We start from the raw sequence: 13,302 nt of genomic DNA, 5'->3' as shown, positions 1-13,302 counted from the left end.
GCTTCTCCGATGGCTGATCTGGTGGCAACCTTCAACGAGGCGCCCGACCGGGTGTTTGCCGCAAGGGAGCGCCGCTTCGCGGCGGCGCTTCTTGCGCCGGCTTTCGTCGCGTTGCTCGCCACCACGACGTTCCCTCTGTTGTATCTCGTCTGGAATAGCGCTTTTCGCATCGATCTGGCGATGCCGTTCACCAACGGCTTCGTCGGATTCGAGAACTATCACGCGCTGCTGTCCGATCCGCGTTTCTGGTACTCGCTCGCCGTCAGCCTGATTTACACGATCTCGACCGTGGTGCTGCAGGTTGCGGTTGGGCTGGCGCTGGCACTGCTGGTGATCGGCATGAAACGCGGTCAGGCGCTGTTTCGGTTTGTCGCGATCCTGCCGGTCGTGCTGTCACCGGCCGTGGTCGGTATGGTTTGGCGTACCTTCATGCTGGCGCCTGAATTCGGCGTCGTCGATTTTCTGTCGATCAATGCCGGCCTCGGCAGTCAGAATTGGCTGGGCGACCCGACGCTGGCGCTGGTTTCGGTGATCGTCATCCACACCTGGCAATGGACGCCATTCGCCTTCATGGTGCTGCTTGCCAGTCTGGCATCGCTGCCGGATGACATCTACGAAGCCGCGCGAATTGATCGCGCCAATGCCTGGCAGCGGTTCCGGCGCATCACGCTGCCGCTGCTGCGCCCCGCCATTGTCATGGTCATCATCATGCGCACCATGGTTGCGCTCACCGCCTTCGCGGCGATCTTCACCGTGACCGGCGGCGGCCCCGGTACGGCGACGGAAATCCTGAATCTCTATGCCTATCGCAAGTCATTCACCGAATTGTCATTTGGGTATGGCTCGGCGCTCGCGGTCGCGCTGCTGATCGTGACCATCATCATCTCCGGCGTGCTATTTGCGATACGGAGAGCAAAATGATCGGAAAAAGAATTCGCCTGATCGCCGTGCTGCTGATCTCGGCCACACTTCTCCTCGCGTGGGTGTTTCCCATTCTCTGGAGTTTTCTGAATTCGCTCAAGACAGAGCGCGACGTGCTGGCCTATCCGCCGAAGCTCTTCTTCCAGCCGACGCTCAATGCTTATCGCGACGTGCTGTTCGGCGCGGAATCGATCATGCCGAATCTCGTCAGCAGTTTCATCATCTCGATTGGAACGACTGTCATCACGATGGCGATGGCGGTACCTGCCGCCTACGCACTGGCGCGCCTGCGTTTCCGCGGCAAGAAATTCGCCGGGTTCTACGTGCTGGCGACGCAGATGCTGCCGCCGGTCGGCATTATCATTCCGTATTTTCTGATCCTGCGGAACATCGGCTGGATCGACACTTATCAGGGCATCATCCTGATCTATCTGTCGTTCTCGCTGCCGTTCGCGATCTGGCTGCTGGTGTCTTATTTCGAGGATATTCCCTACGAGATGGAAGAGGCGGCCTATCTCGATGGCGCGAGCCGGATGCGGACGTTGTGGCGGATCATCATTCCGCAGGTGCGCGGCGGCATCGCCGTCACCATCGTCTTCGTGTTTCTCAATGCCTGGAACGAGTTTTTGTTCGCGGTCGTGCTCAGCGGAAACACCGTGCGGCCGGTGACGATCGCCATGTTCAATTTCGTGTCCGTTGAGCAGACGCTGTGGGCCAAGCTCGCTGCGGTTTCCGTGCTGGCGATGCTGCCGGTGATCGTGCTTGGTATCGTCGGGCAAAAGCACATCGTGAAGGGATTGACGGTCGGTGCCGTCAAGGGAGGAGGGCGCCGATGACCATGCGCGGTCAGGTTCATCTCGCCAGCGTGGTCAAGACGCACGGCAATTTTCATGCCTTGAAGGGCATCGACGTCCGGATCGAGCCCGGCGAATTCTTCGCATTGCTCGGGCCGTCGGGTTCGGGCAAGAGCACGACGCTGCGCATTCTGGCCGGCCTCGATGCACCGACCTCGGGCCGCGTCATGATCGACGGTGAGGATGTCACCTCGCGCGATGCGCGTGACCGTGACATCGCCATGGTGTTCCAGAGTTACGCGCTTTATCCGCATATGACGGTCGGCGAGAACATCGCGTTTCCGCTGGAAATGGCGGGCATGAAGAAGGCCGACATTGGCTTGGCGGTGCAGGATGCAGCGCGCAAGGTCAAGATCGACCATCTTCTGGATCGCAAGCCCGGACAGCTATCCGGCGGGCAGCAGCAGCGCTGCGCTTTGGCACGTGCGATTGTCCGAAACGCACGATTGTTCCTGCTCGACGAACCGCTATCCAATCTTGACGCCAAGTTGCGGCTGGAGACGCGCGTCGAGTTGAAGAAGCTGCAGCGCTCGCTCGGCGTTACCGCGGTCTACGTCACGCACGATCAGGAAGAGGCGATGACGCTGGCGGATCGTATGGCGGTTTTCATGGAAGGCGAAATTCAGCAGATCGGGCGTCCGATCGATGTGTTCGCCAAGCCAAATTCGGTTGATGTCGCCGCCTTCATCGGAAGCCCGCCGATGAATCTGGTGCCCGCCCGTTATGTAAACGGCATGGTGCGAATCGGCGATAGCGATTTCCAGACGTCGCATTCCGAACAGGGGGAGCGCGATGTGATCGTCGGTATCCGGCCGAGCGCGGTCCGCCTCTCGCCAACGGGTGTGGCGGCCAAGGTCGAACTCGTCGAGCACCTCGGTGACGCCGCTGTTCTCGATCTTGACGTCCATGGGCAGCGGATGCGCGCCCGCGTTGGTGACGAGGGAATTCCCAGCGAAGGCGATGAGGTCTTTATTTCTGCACGCGCTGAGGACATTCATCTGTTCGACGCCGTCACTCGTAAACGGTTGTGAACTGATGACCACGCTCAAGGCACGCACTGCGGCGAGAGTCCGCAAGATCGAGGAGGCCCCCGGGACCCCTCTGCATATCCGCGTGCGCGACGAAATTCGCCGCAAGGTCGAAGTAGGCGAACTGATCGACGGCGACGGCCGGCTGATGACAGAAGCGGAACTGACGAAATTCTTCGGTGTCAGCCGGATCACCATCCGTAGCGCGATCCGCCCGCTGGTCGAGGAAGGGATGTTCGATCGCGAGCGCGGGAAGGGCACCTATCTGCGCTCCAATCGCCCGGAGAACTGGGTCGGCCAGTTGATGGGTTTTTCGGAAACCATCCGGGATGCCGGTTACGTCGCGGGGGCTCGCATCCTGCGCAAGGGCATGACTAATGCACACGATGACGATGTGCGCGACAAGGTGCGCGAGCGTGCGGTCTGGGAGTTGCGGCGCCTGCGTCTGGCTGATGACACGCCAATCGCGATCGAGCATGCATTCTATCCGCCCGACATCGGCCTCGAACTCGAATCACGCGACCTGATTTCGATCATCATGTATCGGGTGATGGAAAACGATCTCGGGTTTGCGATCAAGGAAGCCAATCAGACGATCGGGGCAACGCTCGCTGACAATGACAGTGCGAAGCTGCTCGGCGTGAAACCGGGAAGCCCGTTGCTGTCGATCGAACGATTGACGATGTCTTCCGACGATCGGCCACTCGAGTTCCTTCGCGCCGTCTATCTCCCGGAATACTTCCGCCTCAGCATCAATTTGACGCGACGGCGGACCTGACCGCCATTTTGATGCCTTTCGTCTCCTCAAGGATCGATCTAATGAACAACAAAACGTCCTCCCGCCGCCCGAACATCGTGATCATCCTGAATGACGACATGGGATTTTCCGATATCGGCTGCTATGGCGGCGAGATCGAAACGCCGAATCTGGATCGGTTGGCGGCGAACGGCCTGCGTTATTCGCAGTTCTACAACACCGCCCGTTGCAGCCCATCGCGCGCATCGCTGCTGACCGGCCTGCATCCGCACCAGACCGGGATCGGTATTCTGACATACAACACGGGTCCTGAAGGTTATGCCGGGAACCTCAACAAGAAATGTGTCACGCTTGCGGAAGTGCTGAAGCAGGCGAAATACCGGACCTATCTCAGCGGCAAGTGGCACATCGCCAGCAATCTGACGGAGCCGACCGACGCATGGCCGTTGCAGCGCGGCTTCGACGAATTCTTCGGCACTATCATCGGGGCAGGCTCGTTCTACTATCCAAACACCCTGACGCGCGGGAACGACAATATCGACCATGAGGCTGAGAAGGACCCATCGTTCTTCTATACTGACGCCATCAGCAATCAGGCCGTTGATTACATCAGGGATCACACCAGCAAGCATCCGGATACGCCGTTCTTTCAGTATGTCGCCTACACCGCGCCGCACTGGCCGCTGCACGCGCACCCGGAGGACATCGCCAAGTACAAAGGCCGGTTCGATGCTGGCTGGGACAAGCTGCGCGAAAGCCGTCTGGTGCGGATGATCAGGGACGGCCTGATCCATCCCAACTGGAAACTGACCGATCGCGATTCGACCCAGCCGCCGTGGACCGAAGCTGAGCACCGCGAATGGCTGCTGCGTTGCATGGAAGTCTATGCCGCACAGATCGACCGGATGGATCAGGGCATTGGCCGTATCGTCAAGGCTCTCGAGGACACCGGCCAGATCGACAACACGTTGCTGGTTTTCCTCTCGGACAATGGCGCCTGCGCGGAGGACATCCCCGACACCGTCACGGCGAAGGAGCTTGTCGACAATCTTATGATTGCGCGCGAGACCACGCGTGACGGTAAACCAGTTCGCTTCGGCAACGATCCCAGTCTCATGCCCGGCGCGGAAGATACCTATCAGAGCTACGGCACCGCGTGGGCCAATCTCTCGAATACGCCGTTCCGTCTTTACAAGCACTGGATCCATGAAGGCGGCATCGCGACGCCGCTGATCGTGCACTGGCCGAGCGGCATCGAGGCCAGAGGAGAGCTGCGGCACAATCCCGGTCAGTTGACCGACATCATGGCGACGGTGCTCGATGTCTCAGGTGCGTCATATCCGAAAGTTCACGACGGCAACGAGATCCTGCCGTGCGAGGGCGAGAGCCTGGTTCCGTCGTTTTCGGCAGCCTATCCGCCGCGCGGGCCGCTGTTCTGGGAACATGAAGGCAATGCCGCCGTGCGTATCGGAAAATGGAAGCTGGTGCGGAAGTATCCCGGCCCGTGGGAACTCTATGACATGGAGATCGACCGCACCGAGATGCATGACCTTGCGGCTCAGCATCCGGATCGGGTGAAGGATATGCGTCAGCAATACGATGCATGGGCGAAGCGCTGCGGCGTGATTCCGCGCGAGAAGATTCTCGAGTTGATGAAGGCGCAGGGAGAAACCGCGTTCTGGGAAGAGGACGAGGAAAAGGTGTCCTGAGTAGAGCGCCGAAAGTCCGGCAGTCTCCATCCCGAGGTGTTCATACAAGGATGGTGCTTCAAGGCGACCGATGATGAGCGTGCGACTGACATGTTGCGGGGCCAAAGGCGGGGAGGGCGATCGCTCCGTCAGCCGTCCCGCGATCGTGCCGGCCCGCGCGCCTGTACACTTTCGCTGGCGTGCTCTTGATGGAGGCGCGTTCACCATGGGCACGAACGCCGGCGGTGCCTATCCGCTCGACGGCGAGGGGCCGGCACGGCAAGTCCGGGTCGATGGCTTTGCAATGTCCGCTTATGCAGTGACGAACGCGCAGTTCGGCGATTTTGTGCGCGAAACCGGCTATACGACCGATGCGGAGCGCCTGAACTGGTCGTTCGTGTTTGCGGGTCTTGCCGACGAGGAAACTCGCAGGCAAGTGACGCGGGTGCCAGCGGATACGCCATGGTGGCTGCCGGTACCGCGCGCTTATTGGGCTCAGCCGGAAGGGCCGGGAAGCACGGTCCTCGACAGGCTCGATCATCCGGTGGTTCATGTCTCTTGGCACGATGCCAAGGCATATTGCGTATGGGCTGGGGTCGATCTTCCCTCCGAAGCCGAATGGGAATACGCGGCGCGCGGCGGACTGGACGGTTCGCTCTATCCATGGGGCGATGAGCTACAGCCGGGCGGCGAGCATCGCTGCAACATCTGGCAGGGCGATTTTCCGCGCCACAATACGGCAGATGACGGCTATCCCGGCACAGCGCCGGTGAACGCGTTTCCGGCAAATGGCCATGGTCTCCACAATATGTCCGGAAATGTATGGGAATGGTGCGAGGATGTGTTCTCGCCCGACTACCATCGCAACACTCCGGTCGATAATCCGCTATGCCGCGATGGCAGCGATGCCCGTTCGCTGCGCGGTGGTTCGTTCCTCTGTCATGAGTCCTATTGCAACCGCTATCGCGTCGCTGCGCGCAGCAGTAACACACCGGACAGCACGGCAAGCAATATCGGCTTTCGTGTCGTTCGCCGCGAGCCCGCGATGAGGTTCCGATGACTCTTGTGGCGCCGCGTGAGAGCAAGGAGGGCGAGGCCACAGGAACATTCTTGTTGCCGGCTTCGCTGCGGGCGTTCGTCCGCAATCGTGAGACCGGGCTGGTCATCACCGGAATGTTGATTGGGGTGATCAGCGGCGTGCTGGTCGCGGCCATCGGCCAGCTGAGCCAGCTCGCGCATGTCTTGTTGTTCGATATTCCGGTGGACGGCCATCTCAGCTCCACGCCGGTCATCTCGTGGCAGCGATTGATCTTCGTGCCGATTGCGGGCGGTGTTGTGCTGGCCATTCTTGCGCTTGTGTTCAACAACCGCCTGAAAGGCCAGCTAGCCGACGCCATCGAGGCGAACGCGCTGCTCGGCGGGCGGCTGTCGATGCGTGGCAGTATTTTTGTCTCGATCCAGACTCTTGTCTCGAACGGGTTTGGCGGCTCTGTGGGTCTTGAGGCGGGATACACGCAGATCTGTTCGGCGATTTCCTCGTGGTTCGGCCGCACCCTTGCCGCGCGCCGCAGCGACATGCGTCTGCTGGTCGCCTGCGGTGCGGCGGCGGCAATCAGCGCAGCGTTTTCGGCGCCGCTGGCCGGCGCGTTCTATGCATTCGAGGTAATTCTTGGCGCCTATACATCCGCGAGTCTGGTTTCGGTCATTGCCAGCGCCGTCTGCGGCTGGATGGTCGCCCGTAGCCTGACCCATCAGGCATTTCTGATGGTGCCGGGCTTTCCGACGCCGGTGTCGGTGGAAATGATCGGCCAGTCTGTGTTGATCGGCGTGATTTGCGCGCTGGGCAGCATCGTGCTGATGCTCGCGGTCGCCTATGCCGAGCGGGCGTTTCAGGCGTTGAAGTTCATTCCGACGGCGTTCCGGCCGATCCTCGGCGGAGCCATTCTCGGCGCCATGGCGTTGCTGACGCCGGTTGTCCTCGGCGCTGGCCACGGCGCGATGCAGATCCTTCTGGTGAGCAATCCGAGCTGGATACTGCTGTCGACCGCGATTTTCCTCAAGGTTTTAGCCTCGGCGATTTCGCTGGGATCCGGCTTTCGTGGCGGACTGTTTTTCGCGTCCTTGTTATTGGGCGCGCTGATCGGCGAGCTCTACAGCGTTGTCGCTGCCATGGTCATTCCCAATGCGGCGTTGCAGCCGGGCACTGCCGCGATTGCGGCGCTTGCGGCGTTGAGTTCAGGCGTGATCGGCGCGCCGTTCGCCATGGTATGTCTCGCGCTGGAGATCACGGGCGATTTCTCGGTGACGGTTGGTGCGATCATTGCGTCATCGGTGACCGCGCTCATGGTGCGCGAGCTGTTCGGTTACAGCTTCGCGACTTGGCGCTTCCATCTGCGCGGCGAGGTGATCCGCGGCCCGCAGGATGTCGGCTGGACCAGGCAACTACGTGCGAACACGCTAATGCGCACCGATTTCGAGGCCGCGCCTGCTTTCATGCCAGTCGCCGAAGCGCAGGCGGCCTTTCCGTTGACCACCAAGCAGATCGTGCTGCGCGATCAGGAGGGCCGTTACGCCGGCCTCGTGATGGCTGCCGACCTGCATGCGGTCTCCGATCCGCCAGATCAAAAGCTGGAATCGCTCGCGCGCCAGCACGATGAATTCCTGTTACCGCACATGAATATCCGCGAGGTTACAACCGCTTTTGAAAAGACCGAAACCGATGTGCTCGTGGTGGTCGATCGCAGCGACCGGCGTATCGCAGTCGGCACCATCAGCGAATCCTTTGTGCTTCGCACCTATAGCGAGGAACTGGAGCGGCGGAATCAGGAAATGTTTTTCCGCTAGGTGCAGATCACGGTCGAAGATCCATCTCGATCCGTACGAAATCGCCGCGATACGTTACTTCGCCAAGATAGATCACCCGCTTGTCGGGCGCGAGAAAGATTCTACGCACGTCCGCGACCGGCGAGTTCAGCGGAACTTTGAGAAGCCGTGCGACTTCAAGATCGGCAACCCCAATGGTCAGGGTCTGATGTGCGGAGGCCACGGGCGGATCGCGCATTTCAGTCAGGATCGGAATCACCGTTTGGGTGCGAAACCGCTTGGGGTGTTTGCGGAACACGGTTTCGTCGAGATAGATCGAGATCACGCAATAGGGTTCGCCTCTGCGCGAATGCACGCGGCGCATGAACACGTAGCGCTCCGCGGGAATGCCGTCATCGGGCTTGAGCGGCGCGCGCGCGCGTCCCTCACTGATATTGAGGATTTCCGGCGAGGTCTCGCGATAAACCTCCGCGAGATCGGACAGCGTGGTTTCGACCTTGAGCCAGTGATTGTCGCTGGCCTTGCCGGTGACGAACGTGCCGCGACCTTGCTGCGCTTCGACAAGGCCTTCGCGCGCCAGCAACTCGACAGCCTGGCGCACAGTGACGCGTGAGACCTCGAATTCCTCAGCCAATTCTTCGTTTGCCGGAAGACGGAGGCCTTGTGGCCAGAGGCCACGGGCGATCCGCTGCCGGAAAATGTCGGCAATCTGGGCGTATTTCGGGACGTGGCTTTCCTGCATCAGCTTCATGGTCCGGCCGTTCGTCCGCTTCCGTTGGGTCATGTATCCTCGAGAATGAGCGACGCTCCCTTTTCACCGATCATCAGGCTGGTCGCGTTGGTGTTGGCCGAGGTGATCAGCGGCATCACCGATGCATCGATGACCCGAAGCCCGTCAACGCCCCGCACGCGAAGCTGCGGATCGACGACGGATTGCGGATCGCTTCCCATTCTGCAGGTTCCGACACAATGAAATACCGTGCCGCCCGTTGTAGAAGCAAATGTCCACAGATCGCTGGGCGAGGCCGCGCCCTGTCCGGGCAGAACTTCCTTGTCCCACAGGTTGCGGAAGGATGGCTGGTGGAAGATATCGCGCAGCATCTCGAGACCTGCGACGATGGTCTTGCGGTCGCCCTCTCGATCGAAATAGTTCGGCACGATGGTCGGCTGATCGAAAGGATCGGTCGAGCGGATCGCAAGATACCCGCGCGATTCAGCGTGGCATTGCCAGACCGAGGCGGTGAAGCCGGGATAAGCATGGAGTGGCGTACCCGGCTTGTCGACTGATAGCGGCATGACGTTGAATTGCACATCGGGCCTGCGGCCATCGGAGTATTGCGTGCATGCCGCGCCGCCGACCTGACCCGCGCCGACGGTCAACGGACCTGTGCCGGAGAACAGCCACTGCAGTCCCATGCGGGTGAGGCCGACCGGACTCCTGACCTGATTGTTGAGCGAGATCGGCTCTTTGAGCCGTACGATCATGCGCGCCTGATAGTGGTCCTGCAGATTGCGGCCGACTTCCGGCGCATCGACAAGCGTGTCGATGCCGTGCTGTTTCAGCAAGGCTGAAGGGCCGATGCCGGACAGTTGGAGCAATTGCGGCGATTGCAATGTACCGCCGCAGAGAATGACTTCGCGCGTCGCGCGTGCGGAATGCGTGTGCTTTCCGCGAATCCATTCGATGCCGGCGGCGCGATGGCCGGTGAACAGCACGCGGCTGGCCTGTGCCCGGTCGATCAAGGTGAGGTTCGGCCGATCGAGCACGGGATGGAGAAAGGCCCGTGCCGAGCTCGATCGCCAGCGCGATCCGATGCCGAGCTGATATTTGCCGACGCCGTAGGTCGATGCGCCGTTGAAATCGGGATTGTAGGGCAGGCCGTATTCGGTCCCGGCTTTGACCCAGGCTTCGGATGCCGGATTCTGCACCCGCAGTTCAGAAACCTCGAATTCGCCGAAGCCGCCGTGGAACTGGCTGTCACCGCCCTGGTAATTTTCGTAATGTCGGAAATGTGGCAGAACTGCGTTGTAGCTCCAGCCAGTCGCGCCCATGCGCTCCCAGTCGTCGAAGTCCTCATGCTGGCCGCGGATGAAGATCAGTCCGTTGATCGAGGACGATCCGCCGACGATCCTGCCGCGCGGCCAGATGATTGAGCGTCCGCCGATATGCTCGCCCGGCTCGGTGGCAAAGCTGCGCGAAAAACGATCGTCGTAGATCGTGCGATAATATCCGACCGGCAGCTTGATCCAGATGTTGCGATCCGGACCGCCGGCTTCGAGCAGCAGCACGCGGCACGACGGATCTTTCGACAAACGATTGGCGACGATGCATCCGGCGGAGCCGGCTCCGACGATGATGTAGTCGTATTCGCTGACGGCGGTGTTGGTCATCGCTGATCCGGTCACGCGGTGCGAAGGTTGGCGATGGATTCGATGTCGGGCGTCAATCCCAGGCCGGGTTCGTCGCTCAGCGTGATTGCGCCATCGACAACGTCGGCGACGGGGCCGCAGAAGCGGTCGCGCAGTGGATTATCGTTGGAATCGATCTCGAGCAATCCATCACCACCGACGGCCGCGAGCAGGTGGGCCGATGCCAGCAATCCGATGCCGCCGCCGAGATAGTGCGGACAGAATCGACGCCCGGCCGCGAGTGCATTGCGCCCGATGGTCACGCACTCGCTGAGCCCGCCCCATTTGGCGGCGTCCGGTTGCACGACCGTGATGGCTCCCTCGGCAATCAGTTGCGCGAAGCCATCGCGGCTGGCGACGTTCTCGCCGGCGGCCAGCGGCATCGAAACGGCGCCGGCCAGCTTGATCCATTCTTGACGCGGCCTGTCGGCGCGGATCGGCTCTTCCAGCCATGCAAGATCGAACCCGGTGAACCCGTCCGCACGTTTCAATGCTTCATCGAGATCCCATGCCTGATTGGCATCGGCGGCGAGTGAATCGGTGCCGACGATCGCACGAAGCTGTTTGAGGTTGTCGCGATCCTGTGCGGCATCGAAACCGATCTTGAGCTTCAGCGCACGATGTCCACGCGCGAGTGCGGCCTCCGCCATCGCCGCCGATCCGGTGGGGTTAATGCCGCTGGCATAAACACCAAAGCGCGGCGAGGTCCCGCCGAGCAACCGCCACAATGGCTGGCGCTGGCGCCTGGCGAACAGATCCCACAATGCGAGATCGAGGCCAGCGATACTATGGGCGAACGGACCCGGCTCGCCGCACTGCAGTGCGAGCACATCGAGCCGCGCTGTTAGTTGCTGAAATATCTCGCCCGGATGGCCGATTGAAACGTTCTCGACCAGTGGCGCGATAATTTCATTGACGATGCGGACGCGATGCTCGGCGCCGACCGCCGGAAAGTTCGACCAGACTTCGCCCCAGCCGATGACGCCGTCCGTGTCCTCGATCTGAACGAAGACGGCAGGGCGGTTGAGCATGCGCCCGAACGAGGTGACGACCGACGTCGACAGTGGAAAGCGATAACTCGAAGCGCGCACGGTGCGGATAGCAAATTGTTCTGCTGACATGGTTGCCCGGAGCGTTTTGCTTCTCTTGTATGGTCATCCTATTTATAGTATGACTACGCCGAGAAGATCAATGCGGATTTCGGAAACAGCCGGCCCTCATGTCAAAAAACGCTGCTTCTCGCTTCATTCTGGGGTGTGCGCCGTGGCTCGGCGTGATCGTGCTGTGGTACGCCGTTCGCCTCAGCGGCCTCGTCAATCCGGCGCTGATTCCCGCTCCGCACCAGGTCGCGGTGCGGTTCTATGAGCTGCTGTTTCACGGCGGGCTGCTGATCGATATCTACGCGTCGACCAAACGCGTGTTTTTCGGTGTCGTGCTCGGCATCGCCGCCGCGGTCCCGGTCGGCTTCGCGCTCGGCTGGTACCGTCCGGCGCGCACCTTCGCCGATCCGATGGTGAATTTCTTTCGCGCCTTGCCGCCGATTGCGCTGATCCCGCTCGTGATCGTCTATTTCGGAATCGACGAGGTCGCGAAGCTGGTCATCCTGTTCTATGCCTCGTTCTTTTCCGGCGTCATCGTGATGTACGAGGGCGTCTCGCAGATCACGCCGCTGTACATCCGCGTCGCGCAGACGCTGGGCGCGAACCAGCGCGAGATTTTCGCCAAGGTCATCGTGCCGCTGACCGTCCCGCATATCCTGACGGCATTGCGCGTCGCGCTCGGTGTCGCGTGGGCGACGCTGGTGGCATCCGAACTGATCGCCGCTCAGCGCGGCCTCGGCGCCATGATCCAGAACGCATCGACCTATTTCCTGCTCGACGTCATCTATGTCGGCATCATTTGCATCGGCACCGTCGCGCTTCTGATGGATATGGCCTTGCGCAAGGTCAGCACTCATCTTCTCAAATGGCAAGACAGGGCTGTCGCATGAGCGTTACCAACGATCCTGGGCCGCTGGCGCGTTTCGAGCATGTCTCGCTGTCTTTCGATACGCCGAAGGGCATGCTCAATGTCGTCGATGATGTCACTTATGACATCCGCGAGAATGACTTCATTGCGATCATCGGCCCGTCCGGTTGCGGCAAGACGACGATGATGAGCATGCTTGCTGGTTTTCAGAAGCCGAGCGGCGGCCAGGTGCTGTATAACGGCCAGCCGGTCCGGGGACCCGGGCCGGAGCGCGGCGTGATCTTTCAGGAATACGGCGTGTTTCCGTGGCTCACCGTGCGCCAGAACATCGAGTTCGGCCTGAAGCTGAGCGCCAACCACACGCCGGTATCGGAACGTCGCGACATCTGCGAGCATTATCTGTCGCTGATGGGCTTGAGCGATTTCGCCAATGCGTTTCCCAAGCATCTGTCAGGCGGCATGCGGCAGCGGCTCGCGATCGCGCGCGCCTATGCGGTTAAGCCGCAATTCCTGCTGATGGACGAGCCGTTCGGCGCGCTCGATGCGCAGACGCGCTCGAACATGCAGAACCTGCTGCTGCAGGTGCTGGCGACCGAAGGCAAGACGGTGATGCTGATCACCCATTCGGTCGATGAGGCGATCTATCTTGCCTCGCGCATCGTGGTCGTCACCGCGCGGCCGGCACGGATCAAACAAATCATCGACATACCCTTCGGGTATCCCCGTGACGAAAGCGTTCAGGAAAAGCCGGAGTTTGGCGAGCTGCGCAGCCATATCCGGGAACTCGTGATGAGCGAATACCGCGCACAACAGGCCCAGACCAGGGCCGTCTCATTTTCCGAATAACCAACAAG

At 60.9% G+C, this 13,302-nt stretch carries 12 protein-coding genes; 9 read left to right on the top strand and 3 right to left on the bottom strand.

Annotated elements, in window-relative coordinates; translation table 11 throughout:
- Nucleotides 1-9 precede the first annotated feature (9 nt).
- The 7 genes from ASC80_RS09910 (at nucleotide 10) to ASC80_RS09880 (ending at nucleotide 8,092) form a co-directional block, all read left to right on the top strand.
- Nucleotides 10-921 carry a carbohydrate ABC transporter permease gene (locus tag ASC80_RS09910; RefSeq protein WP_056296221.1) on the top strand — a complete coding sequence of 304 codons (912 nt, stop codon included), beginning with the start codon at nucleotides 10-12 and terminating at the stop codon, nucleotides 919-921.
- Nucleotides 918-1,757, top strand: a complete 840-nt coding sequence (locus ASC80_RS09905) for a carbohydrate ABC transporter permease (RefSeq protein WP_056296220.1) — start codon at nucleotides 918-920, stop codon at nucleotides 1,755-1,757. Before ASC80_RS09910 ends, ASC80_RS09905 begins: the two co-directional genes overlap by 4 nt.
- Nucleotides 1,754-2,806 carry an ABC transporter ATP-binding protein gene (locus tag ASC80_RS09900; RefSeq protein ID WP_244487239.1) on the top strand — a complete coding sequence of 351 codons (1,053 nt, stop codon included), beginning with the start codon at nucleotides 1,754-1,756 and terminating at the stop codon, nucleotides 2,804-2,806. The genes ASC80_RS09905 and ASC80_RS09900 overlap by 4 nt, the downstream gene beginning before the upstream one ends.
- Nucleotides 2,807-2,810: 4 nt before the next feature.
- On the top strand, nucleotides 2,811-3,581 hold the full coding sequence (locus tag ASC80_RS09895) for a GntR family transcriptional regulator (protein ID WP_056296217.1): 771 nt from the start codon (nucleotides 2,811-2,813) through the stop codon (nucleotides 3,579-3,581).
- 41 nt (nucleotides 3,582-3,622) lie between these two features.
- On the top strand, nucleotides 3,623-5,269 hold the full coding sequence (locus ASC80_RS09890; RefSeq protein WP_056296215.1) for an arylsulfatase: 1,647 nt from the start codon (nucleotides 3,623-3,625) through the stop codon (nucleotides 5,267-5,269).
- 205 nt (nucleotides 5,270-5,474) lie between these two features.
- On the top strand, nucleotides 5,475-6,308 hold the full coding sequence (locus ASC80_RS09885) for a formylglycine-generating enzyme family protein (RefSeq protein WP_056296212.1): 834 nt from the start codon (nucleotides 5,475-5,477) through the stop codon (nucleotides 6,306-6,308).
- A complete protein-coding gene (locus tag ASC80_RS09880) occupies nucleotides 6,305-8,092 on the top strand; it encodes a chloride channel protein (protein WP_056296207.1) in 1,788 nt (595 codons plus the stop codon). Before ASC80_RS09885 ends, ASC80_RS09880 begins: the two co-directional genes overlap by 4 nt.
- A 7-nt stretch (nucleotides 8,093-8,099) precedes the next feature.
- On the opposite strand, the gene ASC80_RS09875 is transcribed toward ASC80_RS09880, so the two are convergent.
- From ASC80_RS09875 to ASC80_RS09865, 3 genes are read right to left on the bottom strand one after another with little or no spacing between them, the layout of a single operon-like run.
- The gene (locus ASC80_RS09875) at nucleotides 8,100-8,855 is read right to left on the bottom strand and encodes a GntR family transcriptional regulator (protein WP_244487238.1); all 756 of its coding nucleotides are present in this window, start codon (nucleotides 8,853-8,855) and stop codon (nucleotides 8,100-8,102) included.
- Nucleotides 8,852-10,462, bottom strand: a complete 1,611-nt coding sequence (locus ASC80_RS09870; RefSeq protein ID WP_056296205.1) for a GMC family oxidoreductase — start codon at nucleotides 10,460-10,462, stop codon at nucleotides 8,852-8,854. Before ASC80_RS09870 ends, ASC80_RS09875 begins: the two co-directional genes overlap by 4 nt.
- Before the next feature lie 11 nt (nucleotides 10,463-10,473).
- Entirely contained in the window at nucleotides 10,474-11,601 is a 1,128-nt protein-coding gene (locus ASC80_RS09865; RefSeq protein WP_056296202.1) for a mandelate racemase/muconate lactonizing enzyme family protein, read from the bottom strand.
- Between the two features lie 98 nt (nucleotides 11,602-11,699).
- Between ASC80_RS09865 and ASC80_RS09860 the strand changes: the two genes are divergently transcribed.
- Complete coding sequence (locus ASC80_RS09860; RefSeq protein WP_056296199.1) at nucleotides 11,700-12,470, top strand: ABC transporter permease; 771 nt, start codon at nucleotides 11,700-11,702, stop codon at nucleotides 12,468-12,470.
- A 71-nt stretch (nucleotides 12,471-12,541) separates the two neighbouring features.
- Nucleotides 12,542-13,294 (top strand): ABC transporter ATP-binding protein, encoded by a 753-nt coding sequence (locus ASC80_RS09855; protein WP_244487283.1) that lies wholly within the window; start codon nucleotides 12,542-12,544, stop codon nucleotides 13,292-13,294.
- Nucleotides 13,295-13,302: the final 8 nt, after the last annotated feature.

The sequence above is a fragment of the Afipia sp. Root123D2 genome, assembly GCF_001425835.1.
GTDB lineage: Bacteria > Pseudomonadota > Alphaproteobacteria > Rhizobiales > Xanthobacteraceae > Afipia.
This window is presented reverse-complemented; position numbering and strand designations above follow the sequence as displayed.